12 protein-coding genes are annotated in these 18,451 nt (G+C 63.5%); 8 read left to right on the forward strand and 4 right to left on the reverse strand.

The genetic code is table 11. The features are described 5' to 3' along the window. Positions 1-4 precede the first annotated feature (4 nt). From ACCQ07_RS06755 to ACCQ07_RS06770, 4 genes are all read left to right on the forward strand, one after another. Positions 5-1,159 carry an RHS repeat-associated core domain-containing protein gene (locus tag ACCQ07_RS06755; protein ID WP_372363923.1) on the forward strand — a complete coding sequence of 385 codons (1,155 nt, stop codon included), beginning with the start codon at positions 5-7 and terminating at the stop codon, positions 1,157-1,159. 1 nt (position 1,160) lies between these two features. After that, positions 1,161-1,694: a hypothetical protein gene (locus ACCQ07_RS06760; protein ID WP_136733450.1), complete on the forward strand. Its 534-nt coding sequence runs from the start codon at positions 1,161-1,163 to the stop codon at positions 1,692-1,694. A gap of 584 nt (positions 1,695-2,278) precedes the next feature. Beyond that, on the forward strand, positions 2,279-4,207 hold the full coding sequence (locus tag ACCQ07_RS06765) for an alpha-L-fucosidase (protein ID WP_109290624.1): 1,929 nt from the start codon (positions 2,279-2,281) through the stop codon (positions 4,205-4,207). 166 nt (positions 4,208-4,373) lie between these two features. Next, the gene (locus ACCQ07_RS06770; RefSeq protein ID WP_031421772.1) at positions 4,374-4,727 is read left to right on the forward strand and encodes a hypothetical protein; all 354 of its coding nucleotides are present in this window, start codon (positions 4,374-4,376) and stop codon (positions 4,725-4,727) included. A 236-nt stretch (positions 4,728-4,963) separates the two neighbouring features. Here ACCQ07_RS06770 and galA read toward each other — a convergent pair whose 3' ends face one another. From galA to ACCQ07_RS06790, 4 genes are all read right to left on the reverse strand, one after another. Continuing rightward, complete coding sequence (gene galA / locus ACCQ07_RS06775; protein WP_372363924.1) at positions 4,964-7,528, reverse strand: beta-galactosidase GalA; 2,565 nt, start codon at positions 7,526-7,528, stop codon at positions 4,964-4,966. After that, positions 7,525-8,736: a glycoside hydrolase family 53 protein gene (locus tag ACCQ07_RS06780; RefSeq protein WP_218195487.1), complete on the reverse strand. Its 1,212-nt coding sequence runs from the start codon at positions 8,734-8,736 to the stop codon at positions 7,525-7,527. Before ACCQ07_RS06780 ends, galA begins: the two co-directional genes overlap by 4 nt. A gap of 184 nt (positions 8,737-8,920) precedes the next feature. Then, entirely contained in the window at positions 8,921-11,614 is a 2,694-nt protein-coding gene (locus ACCQ07_RS06785; protein WP_218540221.1) for a TonB-dependent receptor, read from the reverse strand. 514 nt (positions 11,615-12,128) lie between these two features. Beyond that, positions 12,129-13,514, reverse strand: coding sequence for a helix-turn-helix domain-containing protein (locus ACCQ07_RS06790; protein ID WP_372363925.1), 1,386 nt, complete (start codon positions 13,512-13,514; stop codon positions 12,129-12,131). Between the two features lie 138 nt (positions 13,515-13,652). Between ACCQ07_RS06790 and ACCQ07_RS06795 the strand changes: the two genes are divergently transcribed. Genes ACCQ07_RS06795 through ACCQ07_RS06810 form a run of 4 tightly spaced genes read left to right on the forward strand, consistent with a single transcriptional unit; the run spans position 13,653 to position 18,331 of the window. Next, entirely contained in the window at positions 13,653-15,158 is a 1,506-nt protein-coding gene (locus tag ACCQ07_RS06795; RefSeq protein WP_372363926.1) for a CoA-acylating methylmalonate-semialdehyde dehydrogenase, read from the forward strand. A gap of 10 nt (positions 15,159-15,168) precedes the next feature. After that, positions 15,169-16,350: an acyl-CoA dehydrogenase family protein gene (locus ACCQ07_RS06800; protein WP_008574310.1), complete on the forward strand. Its 1,182-nt coding sequence runs from the start codon at positions 15,169-15,171 to the stop codon at positions 16,348-16,350. Further along, positions 16,347-17,144 (forward strand): enoyl-CoA hydratase, encoded by a 798-nt coding sequence (locus ACCQ07_RS06805; protein ID WP_372353770.1) that lies wholly within the window; start codon positions 16,347-16,349, stop codon positions 17,142-17,144. Before ACCQ07_RS06800 ends, ACCQ07_RS06805 begins: the two co-directional genes overlap by 4 nt. Then, complete coding sequence (locus tag ACCQ07_RS06810; protein ID WP_122273571.1) at positions 17,144-18,331, forward strand: enoyl-CoA hydratase/isomerase family protein; 1,188 nt, start codon at positions 17,144-17,146, stop codon at positions 18,329-18,331. Before ACCQ07_RS06805 ends, ACCQ07_RS06810 begins: the two co-directional genes overlap by 1 nt. Positions 18,332-18,451: the final 120 nt, after the last annotated feature.

Here is an 18,451-nt window from a genome sequence, read left to right on the forward strand (position 1 = left end):
CCGCTTGACCAATGTCCAGAACAATGCGGGCGCCACCACCGTCGGGCTGAGCTACGACCCGCAGGGCAACCTCAAGAACAAGAACGGTCAAGCCTATACCTTTGACTACGGAAATCGTCTGCGAGATGTCACCGGCAAGGAAAGCTATGCCTACGATGCCTACGGCCGTCGCACGATAGCTGGCCGACCCACGACGCGAACCGTTCAGGTCTATACCCAGGCTGGCCAGTTGTTCTACACGGAGGCGTCGGGCAAGGGCAACACGGAATACGTCTATCTCAATGGAAGCTTGCTTGCCACCCGTAACTCAGGAACCATCAAATTCCAGTACACAGATGCGCTAGGCAGCCCTATCGCTGTGACGGACACGGCGGGGCAGGTCGTGGAGCGAACCTACTATCAGCCCTACGGCAGCCCCATCGGCAAGACAGTCGATGGCATCGGTTACACCGGGCACGCCATGGACGGGGCGACCGGGCTGACCTACATGCAGCAGCGCTATTACGACCAAGACTTAGGGCGATTCCTGAGCATTGACCCGGTGGCCGCGGACTCGGTGCTTGCAGCGAACTTCAATCGCTACTGGTATGCAAACAACAATCCGTATCGGTTCACCGACCCGGATGGACGCAATTCAGTTATAACTACTGCGAAGGATGGTTCAATAAGTATAGACATTCCAATTAATTTTGTTGGCCCGGGGGCTACTCAGGCCAATATAGACTCAGTAAAGGGTGATATATCAGCTCGATGGAGTAGGGCGTATAATGTAAAAGGGAGTTCCGTGCAAGTAAGTGTTCAGGTTGTTCCTGTTACTAAAGACACTCCCAGGAAAGTGCAAAATACAATAACTTTGACTACTGGGCCTACGTCAGACAAAGCGTCTCAAGGCGCGTCCTTTGTCAAGGATGGTAAGACTGGGGAGTGGAATATAACCTCTCGCGGAATGCCGTACGGGGAGGCAGCTCATGAAGCAGGACATTTGATGAGGGCGGACGATCACTATTTGGCTACTGTTGACGCGAGTGGGAACCGCGTGAGCACTCCTGAAGCTGGATATGATAAGAACCTCATGGGTGAGCTTGGCAATCCTCCTGACGATAGGAATATGGGTGAGATACTTTCAAGTAGAAAGAATATTTATATAGAGGAGAAATAGTTTGATTATGGGAAATTTTAATTTCATGCCTAAATTGGCTTTGGGGTTGGTTGTCCTTATGAGCTTTACGGGCGCTTCAGCTGAGAGTAAAAGAATTAATTATTTGTACTGCAATATCTATACTGATAACTCCTGTTTTGGTGTGGCGTCCGGCGAGAAAGTGAAAATTAGTTTGGCTTCTGATTTTTTTGTATATGAGGTCGAGATGGCTGGTGGTTTAAGTGCCTCAGTTTATTCCGGGGGAAATCCTGACATTCAGAGTAAGATTCTTGACCGAAAATTTGAGGATTGCACTGAAGATGATGGGGTTTGTAAATTTATTGATTTTCAGGGCGGGATAGTCGAGGCTGTATATTCTAAGGCAAGAGCTGTAAACTCAACACATTTAATTGTCAGGGGTGTAACTGATGCAAACCTGGCTCTTGCGAAGGAGTTTGTAGAAAATTTTCGGGGTTGCAAGAGTGTTGGAGCGTCCGTTGAATGTAAAGATCTGCCGATTTTTAAATTCCCGTCAAAGGCCATGGTGTCCCCATAAATTATTGATTGGCCGCCTCTTTAAATAGTTTGGGATGTGCGTTTTGAGAAGCTGAGGGTGGCCGTGATAAGCAGGCTTACTGCCCTCATTTTTTGCATGAACCAATTTCGCTAGAACTTCATCGCCTGATCCTCGTCATCCACGGGAGCCCACGCGCGGCGAAATCTCTACTTTACAGTGGCCCGGTTTATTGGGGGTGGGTCAACCTGTGGACTTCCCGCAAATCAGTACCGGTCAAGATCAGACCTCTACGGTCAATGTTGATGACAAAACTTGGCAGGTGTTGGCACGCCGACGCTGTCGTGTGGTCCTTATTGGTTGTCGTCGGCCAGCCACTGTTCGTTCTGTTCGCGGAACTTGCTTCGCGTACGCAAGATGCGGCCATGCGAGCACCAACAACGCAGCGTGCGGCGCGGCCATCAGTCGTCAAACGGCGCTTGCTCGACTTGCTTGGCACGTTATTCGGCGCTCGTCGCGCAAATGCCTGCGTGTGCGCGGCGCATTGCACACACCGGCTGTTGTTTTGGGACTCTTCGCCGTCGGAAAAGCTAAGATCGAAACTTGTGCAAAGTCGGAAGTCGCCAATGATCGATCGTCGTACCTTTCTTGCCACGGGTGTGGTGGCCGCTGCCGCCAGCTTCGGCGCGTCGGCAGCGCGCATCGCGCAGACGCCGCGTGCCAGCGGGCCGGCGCCGTGGGGTGCGGTGCCCAGCCCGCGCCAGCTGCGCTGGCATCGGTGGGAGCAATATGCCTTCGTGCATTTTGCGATGAACACCTTCACCGACAAGGAATGGGGCTACGGCGACGAGGATCCGCGCAAATTCGATCCCAGCGATTTTTCAGCCGACCAGATCGTCGCTGCTGCGAAGGCCGGCAATCTGAAAGGGCTTATTTTCACTGCCAAGCATCACGATGGATTCTGTCTTTGGCCGACACGCCTGACCGAGCATTGCATCCGCAATTCGCCCTACAAAGACGGCAAGGGTGACATCGTCGGCGAGATGGCCGCGGCGTGTCGACGCGCCGGCCTGGCCTTCGGCATCTATCTGTCCCCCTGGGATCGCAACCACGCCGAATATGGCCGCCCTGGCTATCTGGACTATTTCCGCAAGCAGATCGTCGAACTCTGCACAGGCTACGGGGATCTGTTCGAGTTCTGGTTCGACGGCGCCAATGGCGGCGATGGTTATTACGGTGGGGCGCGCGAATCGCGCAAGATCGATGCGCCTGCGTACTACAACTGGCCGCGGATGATCGAGCTGGTGCATCGGCATCAGCCTATGGCATGTACCTTCGATCCGCTTGGCGCCGATATCCGGTGGGGCGGCAACGAAGATGGCATTGCCGGCGATCCGTCCTGGCCGACCATGCCCAATGCGCCGTACACCCAGGAAAACGGCAATTCCGGCGTGCGCGGAGGGGCGTTGTGGTGGCCGGCCGAAACCAATACGTCGATCCGTCCGGGCTGGTTCTATCACGCCGACGAAGACGGCAAGGTGCGGAGCCCGGAGAATCTGGTGCGCTATTTCGACACCTCGGTGGCGCGCGGTACCAACATGAACCTGAATCTGCCGCCCGACCGACGCGGCCGCATCCCCGACCACGACGTGGCGGTGCTGCAGAGTTTCGGCGACGCGATCCGCGCCAGCTTCGCCATCGACCTGGCCAAGGGCGCCAAGGCCAGCGCCAGCGCCTCGCGCGGTGCCGGGTTCGAGCCGGCGCGCGTACTCGATCGCCAGCCGGACAGCTACTGGTCCACGCCGGACGAGGTCACCACGCCGACGCTGACGCTGGAACTGTCGAGCGCGCACAGCTTCGACCTGATCCGGTTGCGGGAGTATCTGCCGCTGGGCGTGCGCGTCACCCGCTTCGCGGTCGAAGCCGAGGTCGATGGGCAGTGGCGGCGGCTGGCCGAGGCGCAGTGCATCGGTGCACAGCGGATCGTGCGTCTGGAGCGCCCGATCGCCGCACGCCGGGTGCGCCTGGTCGTGCTCGAGGCGCCGGTCTGCCCGGCGATCAGCGAATTTGCCCTGTTCCGCGCCGTTGCGCCGGTGCCGGTCGCACGGCCGACGGCGACAGCGCCGGACGTGCTGTCCACCGCCGGCTGGCGCATCGTCGAGGCGAGCGCGCCAGGGGCGGAGACGTTGCTCGACGACGATGCCAGCACGATCTGGATCACGCCCGCACCGACGCCGGGCCATCCCGTGCAGGTAACCATCGACCTCGGCGGCTCGCGTCAGGTTGCCGGGTTCAGCCTCACGCCCTCGCGCGCAGTGATGACCGGTGCGGCGCCGCCGAAGGGCTATCGCGCAGAAACCAGCGAAGATGGCCAGCACTGGCAGCCGGCCGGCGCGGGCGAGCTCTCCAACATCGCCTATGCGCTCTCGACCCAGCGGCTGAATTTCCCCGAAGTCCGCCAGATCCGCTATCTGCGGCTGTCGTTCGCGGAGACGGCCGTGCCCGCCGAGCGGCTGGCGATCGCAGGGATCGGCGCGTTCTCACGCTTGCGATGAGAGCCTGCACTCCCGCGCGGCCGTGCGTCGCGTGGGAGGGGATTGCTGGGTGGCGACAGTTTCGTGCGTCGAAATACGTCAAGCGAAGCGATGGAGAGGGCGCTGGCCGCAGTCGCACCACGCGGTGATCTGAATCTTCAACCTGCCTTGCACGCCGCCGTTCCAGATCAGGCGCTATGGTGCGCGGCGCATGACGCAAGCGAGTTGGCTGGATATGGAACAGAAACAACACGAGTGGATGCAGGCCGTGACCGAGGCGCTCAGCGATCTGCTGGCCGCGCGCGTGGCCCAGGCCACGCTGCTGGAGGCGATGCTGGTCTCGCATCCGGATCCGGTCATGCTCAGGAAGGCGTGGGATGAACTGTCGTCCCAGCGCATCGCCTATGTGGCGCAGAAGAAGGCCCTGGCCGACGACCCGCGTCCGATGGATGCCCAGACCTTGGAGCAATTTCGCGCGTGGGAAGAAAAACTCAACCGCTATTTTCCGCGCGACCCGGCTGCCGGAAGTGCACAGACCTGAGGTTGCCGGTATCACGCGAACGGTCGCGAGCTGACCGGTCAGCACTGCCGACGATGTTCTGGCAGCGGCCAACGCCCGCATGCGATCTTCTACCTGGGATCACCTGCTCGGCCATCCCCGTCAGCACACATGCCGATGGCTGGCCTTCGACTCGCGTATGGCATCGCGACGCTACCGAGGCCACCACTGGCCCAGGTAACGCAGCACGTTCCGTTGTCGTGCGCAGCGACTGCGTTTCAAGCCACCGACGCGCGCGCTCGGGTGGGCTCGGCAGGCAGGCGCAACGTGGATGCGGTCAGGCCAGGCGCGGTGGCCTGCAGCACGATGTCGCCGCTGCTGCGCGTGGTTTGCAGCAGCGCCGCACACAGGCCGTTGAATGCCTTGCGCCGCGGCGCCTTGTCGTCTTCGTGGCTGCTGGGATCGCCATTGCCGACCCCAATCAGCCGTGCAGGTCCGCGCAGCGCGAACTGCACCAGGTTGTCGGCAGTCGGTACCAGGCGGCCTTGTGCGTCGACGATTTCCACCTTGACCACTGCGACGTCTTCGGCATCGGCACGTAGCGTGTTGCGATCGCAGCTCAAGCGAATCGCCGCCGGCTTGCCCGTGGTTTGGCGACGCTCGCTCAGCACCAGCTTGCCGCCGCGATAGCCGCGCGCTTCGATCATGCCGGGCGCATAGAGCACACGCCATTCGACATGGCCGTAGGCCGGCACCTGCTGCGTGCCCTGGCTGACGCCGTTGACCAGCAGTTCCACCGCCTCGAGATTGCTGTGGCACCAGACCGCGATGCGGCCGTTGTCGTCGGGCTGCAGCAAGCCGTCCCAGTTCCAGTGCGGGAACAGATGCAGTACCGGTTCGCTGGTCCACTGCGCGCGGTAGTACCAGTAGTTGTCTTTCGGAAAACCGCAGCTATCGAGTACGCCGAATTGCGAAGCCACATTCGGCCAGCGGTTGTAGGGCGTGGGCTCGCCGCGATAATCGAAGCCGGTCCAGATGAAGCCGCCGGCAATGTATGGGCGTTGCGCGACATAGCTCCACCAGGCTTCGGCGGTGCTGGCCCACCAGGGGTGGTCCAGGTCGTAGGCACGGGTATAGCCGCGTTGGTCGTCGCGCTGATAGTTGCCGCGCACTGACACGGTGCTGCCGGTTTCGCTGCCGTAGATCGGGATGTGGGGATATTGCGCGTGGAAGCCATCCATCTGGCTGGTGCGGTAGTTGAAGCCGACCACATCCACCACCTGGCCCACGCCATCACCGAAGCCCTTGTCCATCGCGAAGGTGGTGGGGCGGGTGGGATCGAGCTGGCGCACACGTTGTTGCATGCGGGTCACGATGCGTGCACCGCGCTCGGTCACTTGCTGCGGCTCTTCGTTGCCGAGCGACCACAGGATGACGCTGGGATGATTGCGGCCACGCCGCACCATCGTTTCCAGTTCGCCCATCGCTTCGGGGTCGGTCGACATGCGGCGGGTTTCTTCGATCACCAACATGCCGAGGCGGTCGCACAGCGCGAGCAATTCCGGCGTGGCCGGATTATGCGAGCTGCGATACGCGTTGCAGCCCATCGACTTGAGCTGGCGCAGGCGCCAGGCGTGCAAGGCGTCAGGAATGGCGGTGCCGACACCGGCATGATCCTGGTGATTGTTGGTGCCATGCAGCTTGAGCGGTGCGCCGTTCAACAGGAAACCGCGTTGCGCATCGAAGGCGATGCTGCGCACGCCGAACGGCGTCACCAGCGCATCGAGCGCGGTGCCGTCGCTGTGCACGCTGGTGGTCAGGCTGTAGAGCTGCGGGGTGTCGATCGACCACAGCGCCGCCTGCCCGAGCGGCAGGGTCTGTTCGACCACCTGCACCTGGCCGGGCGCGACCGTGATCGCTGCGCTGGCCGCCTGCGCCACGGTGCGTCCATCCGGTGCGGCAATGCGCGCCTGCACCACGCACTGGCGTGGCGCGGTGCCGTCGTTGCGCACTTCGGTGGAGAGCTGCGCAGTGGCGTTGCCGTCCTGCACGCTGCCGCGTACGAACACACCGTCTTGCGGAATGTGGAGGGGGTCGGTCTTCTGTAGCCACACATGCCGGTAGATGCCGGCGCCTTCGTAAAACCAGCCTTCGCCCAGCGTGGCATCCACGCGGATGGCGATGATGTTGGGCTTGCCGTAGTCGAGCACTTCGCTGAGGTCGACCTCGAAGCCGCAGTAGCCGCTCGCGTGACGGCCGACGATGTGGCCATTGCAGAACACGATGCACTCACGGAACACGCCATCCAACACCAGGCTGATGCGCTTGCCCAGATCGCTTGCCGGAATCTGCAGCGTGCGCCGGTACCAGCCCACGCTGTTCTCCGGGAAACTCGTGCCCAGCGGCTTGTAGCCGTGCGCGGCGGCCGGGTCTTCCTCGGTCATGAAGGCCGAGATCGGCTCCTGCCGAAATGGCAAACCGACGGCCCAGTCGTGCGGCAAGTCCACCTGCTGCCAGGCGCTATCGTCGAATGCCAGTTGCGCGGCGGTCGCGGTGTCCTTGCCGGCCTTGGCGAAGGTGCGCTGGAAGGTGCCGAACTCGAAATCGCGCGCGGCATCGCTGGCATGGCCCAGGTGGAAGCGCCAACCGAAGTCGAACAGCAGACGCTCCCGCGGTGCCAGCGCTGCATCGCCTAGCGCTGCTGTCGATACGGTGTTTTTGGCCGCAGGTGCAGCCATCGCGCCAGGCGATGCCAAAGCACCGGCTGCCCCCACCGGCAACGCGGCGCTCACGCCACTTGCCAGCATGCCGCGCAGCAACTCGCGTCGATTGATACCACTCATGGCTGCGTCCTTTTGCCGGCATCTACAGAACTCTCTGGCGCGCTTGCATCATGCTTGCCCGCGTCGGATGTACGCGATGCAGGCACACCGGTATACGGGTGGCGCATGAAGTCGATCGCCGGCAACACCTCGTTGCCGTGCTTGAAATCGAAGAAGCTGGCGTTTTCCCACGACGAGCCGGTGCCCCAGCGCGTTTTGCAATGGCTGCTGGTCCATGCCGGCTCCCAATACACCACGCCGGCGCCGCCGGTATCGATGACCAGTTGGGTGAGGTCCACCATGTAGCGCGCCTGGCCTTGCGGCGTGGCCGGGTAGCCGGCAATCAGCGAATCCTCGCCGAGCAGATTGTGCGAGGTGTCGCCGGAGTCCAGCGTCCACGGGTACGCGGTTTCCACTACCACCACATCGGCATCATAGCGGCCGCGCAGGCGCTCGATGGTCTTGCCCAGCTCGGCCATCGATTGCGTGGACCATTTACGGTAGTAGCTGATGCCGATCAGATCGAAATCGGTGACGCCGGCCTTGGTGGCATCGGCGAACCACGGCTCCACATTTTCAGGTTGGGCGATATGCAGCATCACCCGCGGTTTGATCGCCGAGCGTACGCTCATGTCGCGCACCGCCTTGATGCCGGCGTTGAACAGCTTGGCATTGCGCTGCCAGTTGATGGGGCGCTTTTTGTCCCAGGGCGAGCTGTCCATCAGGTCGGAATTGCTTTCGTTGCCCACTTGCACGAGCTCGGGCATCAGACCGGCACGGTCGAGCGCGCTGAGTGTGTCATAGGTGAAGCCGTACAGCGTGCGTGCCAGTTCATCGGTGTCGGTGATGCTGGCCCAGGCCTTGGGGATCAATTGCTTTTCGCCGTCGGCCCAATCGTCGGAGTAGTGCAGATCCAGCAGCACCTGCATGCCTTGCGCGCGTGCACGTGCAATGGTCTTCTTGACGTCCGCCAGGTCGCTGTAGCGGGTCCAGCGCGCATCGTTCCACAAGCGTACGCGCACCAGATTGGCCCCGTGCGCATGGAACAGTTCGAACGGATCTTTGACCACGCCGTTCTCGCGGTATTGCACACCGCATTCTTCCATCTCGTTGACGTAGGACAGGTCCGCGCCGAGATACAACGTGGCGGGAGCCGGGGCGGCGTGTGCGAAGGTGGAAATGGCCAGCGCCAGGAGCGCGGGTGTCCAGAGACGGCGTGGTGAGCGCATGCAATTCCTCGACAGAGACAACGTGGAGCGGGTGACAGCATGCCGCAGGCGGGCGTGCTGCTGCACGGCCGCTGTGCAGAGTCCAAACGTGGCTTGCAGATTGGATTCCACCTAGTAGCTGCGGTGTTATGCAGGTGCAATCAGATCGGCTGCGCAGCAGCATGTGCAGCCGATCAAGCGACGCCTAGAACTTGTAGGTTGCTTCCAACTGGTAACGGCGACCGAATACCTGGTAGCCGCCATCGTCCTGATTGGCCAGCCGGTTGGGCTTGTTGTCGGTATAGGCGCGCAACGGCTCGTTGGTGAGATTGCTGGCCTGGAAACGGAAGCCGAGCTGCTTGCTGTACTGCCAGTTCAAGCTCAGATCCACCGTGCCTTCGCTTTGCAGGCGCGCCAGCCGTGCGGCATTCCAGCCGTACACCACCGTGTAGGGGCTGTGGTACTTGTAGCCCACGCGCGCTTCGAAGGTGCCGTTGCTGTACCACAGGTCGAAGGTGCCGGTCTTGCGTGCCAGCCCGCTCAACGGCAGCGGGTTGTCTTCCGGCGAGAATTCCTTGAGGTTGGAATCGACCAGCGAATAGTTCGAGTAGACGCCGAAGTTTTCCATGTGCGGGATGAAGTAGAACGGCGTCTGGAAGGTGAGCTCCACGCCATTGATGTAGCCGCCACCGCCATTGAAAGGGGCGCTCACCAGGTAATCCAGGCCGTTGATCGTTTCGCGGTCGGTGCGGTAGCCGATGCTCGAATCCACTTCCTTGCGATACACCGCCAGGGCGGCGAGCGCTTCGGTGTGGAAGTACCACTCGTAAGAGACATCGACCTGGGTGGCCTTGAACGGGTCCAGCTGCGGGTTGCCGCCGCTGCCGGTGAGCTGGCCAACGGTCACGCTGGGGTCGTCCAGACGGCGGCCGGTGCGCAGTTCGTCCAGCGGCGGACGCGCGATGACCTTGGCCACTGCAAAGCGCAGGATGCGCTGGTCGTCGATCAGGAAATTGAGCGTGGCACTGGGCAGCACGTCGGTGTATTCCTTGCTGCCGGTGCTGGGCTGGATGGTGCTGCCGACCGAATCGAAACCCTCGCTGGTGGTCCTGGTGTTGACCAGGCGCACGCCGACATTGCCGGTGACATCGGTGCCGAACAGTTGCGAGCTGAAGACAGCTTTGGCGAAGGCTTCGCGCACGTCTTCCTTGACGTTCCAATGGTCGAGCAGTTGTTCGTCGAGCGTGTTCGGATCGAACCCGCCAAAGCCGATGCGTGCGATCTCGGCCATGTTGCCGCCGGTCAGCGTGGGCACGTTCAAGTCGGGCATGGTGACCGGGTAGATCAGGTCCTGATACGCCGAGATCGGCTGATCGTAGCCGGACTGGTTGCTGAGAAAGCGACGGTTCTGTTTTTCGCGACGCGCGGCGCGTGCGCCCAGTTCCAGCGACGTGAACGGGCCGGCATCCACGGCGCGGCTGGCGTTGAGTGCCAGCGCAGCGATCTTGTCGCGCAGCGCCTGCGGCTCGGTCTGCCCGGCAATGCCGTATTCGGGCGTGTCCGAGCTGGTGCTGATGGTGGGGGTGACGCTGCGACGGAAATCGAACGAGATGGTGTCCGGGTTGCTGCCGAAACGCACCGCCTGCCAGGTGTTGTCGCGCTTGGCCTGCGAGAACGACAGGTCGCTGCCCAAGGTCCATACATCGCCGCTCCACTTGGCGTTCAAACCGCCGGCGGTGAGTGTCTTGACCTCGTTGTAGTGGCTGACCACATGGTCGACCTGCAGGTTCGAATTGGCCAGCGTGCCGGCCACCACATCGCCATCGACGATGGTGTAGGACGAGCCCGGCGTGGTGTATGGATTGGTGCTGCCGGAGAAGGTGCTGAAGGCCAGCCCGTTGAACCAGTTCTGCAACTGGTCTTCGTCGATTTCGATGCGCGAATACAGGCCGTCGAACTTCAACTCGAAATTGCCCGAGCGCCATTGCACGGTGCCCATCGCGCCGGTGCGGGTCTGGTCGATCAGCTTGAGCTGGTCGGCCGCGCCCCACGGGGTCGGGTCCACGGTGCCGTCGCCATCCACATCGCGCGAGGTGGTTGCATCGGTATAGCCCCAGCTGCCGATCGACGAGCTGGCGTTCTTCTGCTTCTGGTAGGTAGCGCCGAAGGCGACCGCCAGGTTGTCGTTGAGCTTGTGCACCCAGCTGGCGCCGAAGCGGCTGCCCCACGGGCTGTAGCCGTCCACATCCTTGGCGTGGTCGTAGAACACCGGGCCGGCGGTGCCGACGAATCCCGGGCCGGTGTAGTCGAGCGGGCTGATGGTGGAGATGTCCACGGTGGCGGCAAGACCGCCGGCGACCAGATCCGCCGACTGGGTCTTGTAGACCTTGACGGTGGAAACGATCTCGGTGGGGAACACCTCCCAACGCACTGCGCGGTTGGGCTCGGACGAGGCGATTTCGCGCCCGTTGACGGTGCCCATGGTCATGCGCGGGCCCAGCCCGCGCACGGTGGCCAGGCTCTCGTTGCCGCGGTCGCGGGTGCCATTGACGCCGGGCAGCCGCACCAGCGCCTCGGCCACGGTGACGTTGGGCATCTGGCCCATGTTGTCTGCGGAAATCACTTCCACGACATGATCGGACATCTGCTTGGCTTGCACCGCCTGATTCAGGCTGGCGCGCTGGCCGATCACGGTGATGTTGTCCAACGTGACCGGCGCCTGGCCATTGCTGGCGGCGCTGCTGGTGTCGTTGGCCGGCGGCGCGGCGGGTGCAGTGTCCTGTGCATGCGCGCCGAACGCTGTGGCCAGCACGCAAGCGATGGTGGTGCACAGGATGGCGCGAACGGGCGTGCGGCGCAGGCGCCGACTGGCCGGGTGGCCGGTATGGTGAACAGGCATCGGTTGATCCCTCCCAGGACAAAGTGACCGAATACGGTGGTAGCTGCTGGTGCGGCCAGCCGCATGGAGCGGGGCGGGCGCATCTGCGCGGGTGTGGCCAGTGGTGCTGTGCTGCGTGATCGCTGTTGGTCGTTCGGTGCGTGACGCCGCACGCGCGCTGCGGCGCGCTGGCGTCCCCCCTGTCTTGCATGTGTCCGCTTCAGGGTAGAAGCGCAAGCCATTCCATTCCAATGAAGCATTTTGCGGCAGCTATCTCGGCTTGGAATGCTGCGCTGCGGCACTCGCGCTTGCTTGGCCCCTGAAGGTAAGGCGGTGATGCGGCAGAAGCTTTGGCATCGGGGCGGGTGCTTGGCTGACGTGGACTGATGCGATTGCCCAAGGCTGTTGCCGCTTGTGCACGCGGCGGGAGCGCCAGAGTGGCCAATGCAATAGCCCAGGTGCAGTGTGTCTGTCGTTGCGATCGCGGGCCGACGCACGGCTACGTCCGACAACCAGATCCACTTCCACCAACTCGCTAACGCGCGCGCGCGGGCAGGCGCGGCAGCGCAGGAAACGCGCGCTGCACGCAGTCGCTGCGTTCGCAGGTCAGGCAGCCCGGGCCGATCGGTACCGCATCGTCGACCGCGTTCAGATCCCAACCCCGCGCATACACCAACTGATCGGCGTGGCGCAGGTCGCAGCCCATTGCCAGGGCAAAGGTCTTGCGCGGGCGGCCATACCCCGGCGGACCGCTGCTGACCTGGCGGGCCAGCCAGAAATAGCGCCGGCCGTCGGGCATGCGCGCGATCTGGGTGAGGATGCGGTCAGGCTGGTTGAACGCCTCGTACACGATCCACAGCGGGCAGGCGCCGCCGACATGCGAGAAATGGAAATCGGTGGCCGAGTGGCGCTTGGAGACATTGCCGGCGCGGTCCACCCGCATGAAGAAGATCGGCAAACCGGCTGCCCCGCGCCGCTGCAAGGTGCTGAGCCGGTGACACACCGCTTCGAAGCCCACGTCGAAGCGGTCGGCCAACCATTCGATGTCGTAGCGCGAGGTTTGCGCGCTGTGCAGGAACGCGCTGTAGGGCATCACCAGCGCGCCGGCGAAATAGTTCGACAGGCCAATCCGCGACAGCGCGATGCGCTCGGCGTCCTCGAAACCGGCATCGGCAATGCGCGCGTCCAGCAGCGGCGCGCATTCCAGCAAGGCCAGCTGTGCGGCCATCTGGAATGCCTGCTGGCCCGGCCGCAAGTGCGCCGGCAGCCACAGCACACGCGCCTGCGCATCCATGCTGCGTTTGTCGCTGTGCAGGTCGGGAGCGTCCTGCACCAGCAGGCAGTGGCGATCAGCGAGGCGTTGGCGCAGCCGCAGCGGCAGATTTTCCGGGGTCAACCCAAGTTCGGCGTAAAGCGCTTCGGCGCGCTCGTCCAGTTCCGGCAGATAGTTGTGCGCGCGGTTGAAGTAGTCGCGTACCTGCTCGCCGGGCGATAGCGATGGGATTGCCGCGTGCTCGACCCCGATCTGCAGTTCCAGCGCCGCGTTGCGTTCGAGCAGATGCTGATGGGCGCGGTGCAGGTCCAGCAGCGCCTGCGCTACCTGCGGCAGATTGCCGGTCAGCGCACGCAGCTCGGCCGGCAACAGCGTATGGCCCAGGCTGCGCAGCGATGCGTCCAGCGGCTCGACCAGTGCGGCCGGGTCGTCCAGGTCCAGCAGGCCGTCCAGGTCGCCCAGCGCGCTCTTGAGCCGCTGCTGGATGGCCAGGGTGAGCGGGCGCTGATTGCGCTCGATCTGGTTGAGATAGCTCGGCGACAGTTCGAGCCGGCGCGCCAGCTCGGCCTGGGTCAGGCCATGGCGCTGGCGCAGCCGCTGCAGGCGCAGCCCAAGCTGGTGGCGGAGTTGAGCGTGCGAGTGGGGCATTCGCAAGATTCGCAAAATTGTGTCGCCAGCTTAGCGCGATTAAGCAATCGCGGGCTGGGAATGGAGGGTGTCGATGCAAACAATGCGAAGTATTGGCCTGCAACGGCCCGATGTCCTTCTCAACAAGCGAGCCCTGCAATGAGCCAGTCCGTCCCCCGCGTCTTCCTGTTGATTGATGGCGAAATGGTGGTGTCCGCCAGCACGCAGTGGCAGGACGTGGTCAACCCGGCCGACCAATCGGTGCTGGCCCAGGTGCCGTTCGCCACCACCGCCGAAGTGGATGCCGCAGTGGCGGCGGCCAGCCGCGCCTTCGTGACCTGGCGCAAGACGCCGATTGGCACCCGGGCGCGTATTTTTCTCAAATACCAGCAGCTGATCCGGGAACACATGCCCGAACTGGCTGCGCTGCTCAGCGCCGAGCAGGGCAAGACCCTGGCCGATGCCGAAGGCGATGTGTTCCGTGGCCTGGAAGTGGTGGAGCACGCCGCGGCGATCGGCAACCTGCAACTGGGCGAGCTGGCCAACAATGTCGCCACCGGCGTGGATACCTATAGCCTGCTGCAGCCGTTGGGCGTGTGCGCGGGCATCACCCCGTTCAACTTTCCGGCCATGATTCCGCTGTGGATGTTTCCGATGGCGATTGCGACCGGCAACACCTTCGTGCTCAAGCCCTCCGAGCAAGACCCGATGGTGACCATGCGGCTGGTGGAACTTGCGCTGGAAGCCGGCATTCCCAAGGGCGTGCTCAACGTCGTGCATGGCGGCGAGGAAGTGGTCAATGCGCTGTGCGATCACCCCGACATCAAGGCGTTGTCGTTTGTCGGTTCCACCAAGGTGGGCACGCACGTTTATCAACGTGCCTCGCTGGGCGGCAAACGCGTGCAATGCATGATGGGCGCCAAGAATCACGCCGTGGTGCTGCCCGACGCCAACCGCGAGCAGACGCTCAATGCGATGGTCGGTGCCGCGTTCGGCGCCGCCGGGCAGCGCTGCATGGCCGCCTCCACGCTGGTCCTGGTCGGTGACGCCCGTACCTGGATTCCGGAGTTGGTGGCCAAGGCCAAGAGTTTGAAGATCGGCGCCGGCAACGCGCCGGGCACCGAGGTCGGTCCGCTGATTTCCTGCGCCGCACGCGAGCGGGTGGAAGGCTTGATCGCCTCCGGCGTGGAGCAGGGCGCCACCCTGGAACTGGATGGCCGCGCGCCACAGGTGCCGGGTTTCGAGCAGGGCAACTTTGTTGGCCCGACCATCTTTTCCGGCGTCAAACCCGGCATGCGGATCTACGACGAAGAGATCTTCGGGCCGGTGCTGGTGATTCTGGAAGCCGCCACGCTGGACGAGGCCATCGCCTTGGTCAACGCCAACCCCAACGGTAACGGCACGGCGCTGTTCACCCAGTCCGGCGCGGCTGCGCGGCGTTTCCAGGAAGACATCGATGTGGGCCAGGTCGGCATCAACGTGCCGATTCCGGTGCCGGTGCCATTGTTTTCCTTCACCGGCTCGCGCGCTTCCAAGCTCGGCGACCTGGGCCCGTACGGCAAGCAGGTGGTGATGTTCTACACCCAGACCAAGACCGTGACCGCGCGCTGGTTCGACGATCAGACGCTGGCCCATGGCGTCAACACCACCATCTCCCTCAAGTGACCCGATCGCCATGAATGCAGCCATCCAGCTCCACCCCAACGCGGCCGATTTGAACGACGAGCAGGAAGCCTTCCGCGCTGCCGCGCGCGACTTCGCCGACAAGGAACTCGCCCCGCATGCAGCGCAGTGGGACGCAGAAGGTCACTTCCCGCGCGAGGCCATCGCCAAGGCCGCCGAGCTTGGCTTTTGCGGTCTCTACACCGACGAAGGCGTGGGCGGCCTGGGCATGCGCCGCCTCGATGCCGCAGTGGTGTTCGAAGAACTGGCCACGGTGGATCCGTCCACCTCGGCGTTCATCAGCATCCACAACATGGCCACCTGGTTGATCGCCAGCTACGGCACCGATGCGGTGCGCGCGCAGTGGGGCCAGGCGATGACCAGCGGCGCCAAGCTGGGCTCGTACTGCCTGACCGAACCGGGCAGCGGCTCGGATGCGGCATCGCTGAAATCGCGCGCCCAGCGCGACGGCGACAGCTATGTGCTCAATGGCAGCAAAGCCTTCATTTCCGGTGCCGGCGCAACCGACGTGCTGGTGGTGATGGCACGCACCGGCGAAGACGGTGCGCGTGGCATCAGCGCCTTCGTGGTGCCGGCCGATGCGCCTGGCATCAGCTACGGTCGCAAGGAAGAGAAGATGGGCTGGAACAGCCAGCCGACGCGCGGTGTGAGCTTCGAAAACGTGCGTATTCCGGCCGAGAACCTGCTGGGCAATGAGGGCGAAGGCTTCAAGATGGCGATGAAGGCGCTGGATGGTGGCCGCATCAATATCGCCGCATGTTCGTTGGGCGCCGCGCAAGGCGCGCTGGATGCCGCGCGTCGCTACATGGGCGAGCGGCGCCAGTTCGGCAAGAAACTGGCCGATTTCCAGGCATTGCAGTTCAAGCTGGCCGACATGGCCACGCAGCTGGTGGCCGCGCGGCAGATGGTGCACACCGCCGCGCGCAAGCTCGATGCCGGCAGCCACGACGCCACCGTGTGGTGTGCGATGGCCAAGCGCTTCGCCACCGATGCCGGCTTTGCCATCTGCGACGATGCCTTGCAGATCCATGGCGGCTACGGCTATATCCGCGAATACCCGATCGAGCGTTTGCTGCGCGATAGCCGCGTGCACCGCATTCTGGAAGGCACCAACGAGGTGATGCGCATGATCGTGGCGCGTCACCTGCTCAATGGCGAGGAGGAATTGCGATGAGCGATTGGGAAGGATGTCTCCATACCGGTCTGCAGGTCGAGCGCGATGGGCACGTGGCCATCGTGACCTTGAGCAACCCACCGGCCAACACCTGGACCGTGCACAGCCTGGCGGCCCTGCGCGACCTGGTGCGCGCACTGGATGCCGACCGCAGCATCTATGCGTTGGTGATCACCGGCGAAGGCGAGAAGTTCTTCAGCGCCGGGGCCGATCTCAAGCAGTTCGCCGACGGCGACAAGGCCAATGCACGCCAGGCCGCGCGCCGGTTCGGCGAAGCATTCGAAGCCTTGAGTGCGTTCCGCGGCGTGTCGATCGCCGCCATCAACGGCTATGCGATGGGCGGCGGGCTGGAGTGCGCATTGGCTTGCGATCTGCGCATTGCCGAGCAGCATGCACAGCTCGCGTTGCCCGAAGCCAGCGTTGGCTTGCTGCCGTGTGCCGGTGGCACCCAGAACCTGCCGCGTCTGGTGGGCGAGGGCTGGGCCAAGCGCATGATCCTGTTGGGCGAACGTATCGATGCGGCAACCGCGCAGCGCATCGGCCTGGTGGAAGAGGTGGTCGGCAAGGGCGAGTCGCGCGCGCTGGCGGTTGCCTGGGCGCAACGTGCCGGCAAGCAGAGCCCGGTCAGTGTGGCGGCGTGCAAGCAGCTGGTGCAGTCCACGCGCCATGGCACCCACGCAGCGGCGTTGATTGCCGAGCGCGAAGCCTTCGTCGATCTGTTCGAGCACGCCGATCAGGCCGAAGGTGTGGCCGCGTTTCTGGACAAGCGCGCGCCGCAGTGGAGCAACCGCTGATGGGGCAGGTCAGCGCAACCGACGAGGCACCGGTGCTGTTCGAGCAGCGTGCGTGCGCCGATGGGCATCGCATCGGCATTGCCACCTTGAATGCGCCCAAGACGCTCAACGGCCTGTCGCTGCAGATGACCCGGCAACTGGAGACGCAGTTGCGCGCGTGGGCCGACGACGCGCAGATCGCGTGCGTGGTGTTGCGTGGCGCCGGCGAAAAAGCGTTCTGTGCTGGTGGCGATCTGCATGGCCTGTACCAGAGCATGCGTGCGCACCGCGATGCAGTGCCCGACAGTGCAACGCGACGCGCAGCGCCGCAGGCCAACGCGCAGGCGGCCGCATTTTTCGAAGAGGAATACCGGCTCGACTACCGCATCCATACCTATCCGAAGCCACTGCTGTGCTGGGGCCACGGCATCGTGATGGGCGGTGGCATCGGCTTGATGTCCGGCGCCAGCCATCGCGTGGTCACCGAACGCTCGCGACTTGCCATGCCGGAGATCAGCGTGGGGCTGTTTCCCGATGTGGGTGGCAGCTGGCTGTTACGCCGCGTGCCCCAGGGGGCCGGCCTGTTTCTGGCGCTGACTGGCGCGCCGCTGGATGCCAGTGATGCCATTTACGCGGGGCTGGCAGATGTACGCCTGGAGCATGCGCAGTACGCAGCAGTGCTGGATGCGCTGAGCGCGCACGCATGGACAGGCAATGCGGACTACGACCGCAACCAGCTCAGTGCATTTCTGCATGGCATCGCGCAACCGACCGAGCCGGGCCCGCTACAAGTCCACGCACAGTTGATCGAACAGTTGGTGGCCGGCGAATCACTGGAGCACGTTGTCGCTGCGATCCTGGCGCTGCAAAGCGAAGACGGCTGGCTGCAGGCTGCACGTGCCACCTTGGCCGCGGGTGCTCCGGGCTCGGCACGCCTTGCCTGGGAGCTGCATCGCCATGCGGGCACCACGACGCTGGCCGACACCTTCCGTACCGAATACGTGGTCGCATTGCATGCGGCGGCGCACGGCGATTTTGCCGAAGGCATCCGCGCGCTGTTGATCGACAAGGATCGTCAACCGCACTGGCAACCGGCGTCGCTGGAAGCAGCCGATGCGCAGTGGGCCGCAGCCTTCTTTGTTGCGCCCTGGTCGCCTACATCGCATCCGCTTGCCGATCTGGGGGCAGGCGAGCTGGGTGTGCAGTGAGTGGCTGGCAACTTGCGAAGCGCGTTCGGCTCACGCCGGATTGCAGTGCGGTTGCCATCTCTGACCTGCGTCGTCGCAGCTGAAAACCGGCGGTGGCTCCGCGCGCAATCCGCGATGATC

It is taken from the genome of Xanthomonas sp. NCPPB 3583 (assembly GCF_041475715.2).
Classification (GTDB): Bacteria; Pseudomonadota; Gammaproteobacteria; order Xanthomonadales; family Xanthomonadaceae; genus Xanthomonas; species Xanthomonas euvesicatoria.

What these genes read in the sequence shown, in the direction of transcription:
- ACCQ07_RS06810 (WP_122273571.1), top strand. Translation starts at nt 17,144, where the DNA reads ATGGGGCAGGTCAGCGCAACCGACGAGGCACCGGTGCTGTTCGAGCAG.
- ACCQ07_RS06780 (WP_218195487.1), bottom strand. Translation starts at nt 8,736, where the DNA reads ATGCGCTCACCACGCCGTCTCTGGACACCCGCGCTCCTGGCGCTGGCC.
- ACCQ07_RS06795 (WP_372363926.1), top strand. Translation starts at nt 13,653, where the DNA reads ATGAGCCAGTCCGTCCCCCGCGTCTTCCTGTTGATTGATGGCGAAATG.
- ACCQ07_RS06790 (WP_372363925.1), bottom strand. Translation starts at nt 13,514, where the DNA reads ATGCCCCACTCGCACGCTCAACTCCGCCACCAGCTTGGGCTGCGCCTG.
- galA (WP_372363924.1), bottom strand. Translation starts at nt 7,528, where the DNA reads ATGAGTGGTATCAATCGACGCGAGTTGCTGCGCGGCATGCTGGCAAGT.
- ACCQ07_RS06785 (WP_218540221.1), bottom strand. Translation starts at nt 11,614, where the DNA reads ATGCCTGTTCACCATACCGGCCACCCGGCCAGTCGGCGCCTGCGCCGC.
- ACCQ07_RS06765 (WP_109290624.1), top strand. Translation starts at nt 2,279, where the DNA reads ATGATCGATCGTCGTACCTTTCTTGCCACGGGTGTGGTGGCCGCTGCC.
- ACCQ07_RS06805 (WP_372353770.1), top strand. Translation starts at nt 16,347, where the DNA reads ATGAGCGATTGGGAAGGATGTCTCCATACCGGTCTGCAGGTCGAGCGC.
- ACCQ07_RS06800 (WP_008574310.1), top strand. Translation starts at nt 15,169, where the DNA reads ATGAATGCAGCCATCCAGCTCCACCCCAACGCGGCCGATTTGAACGAC.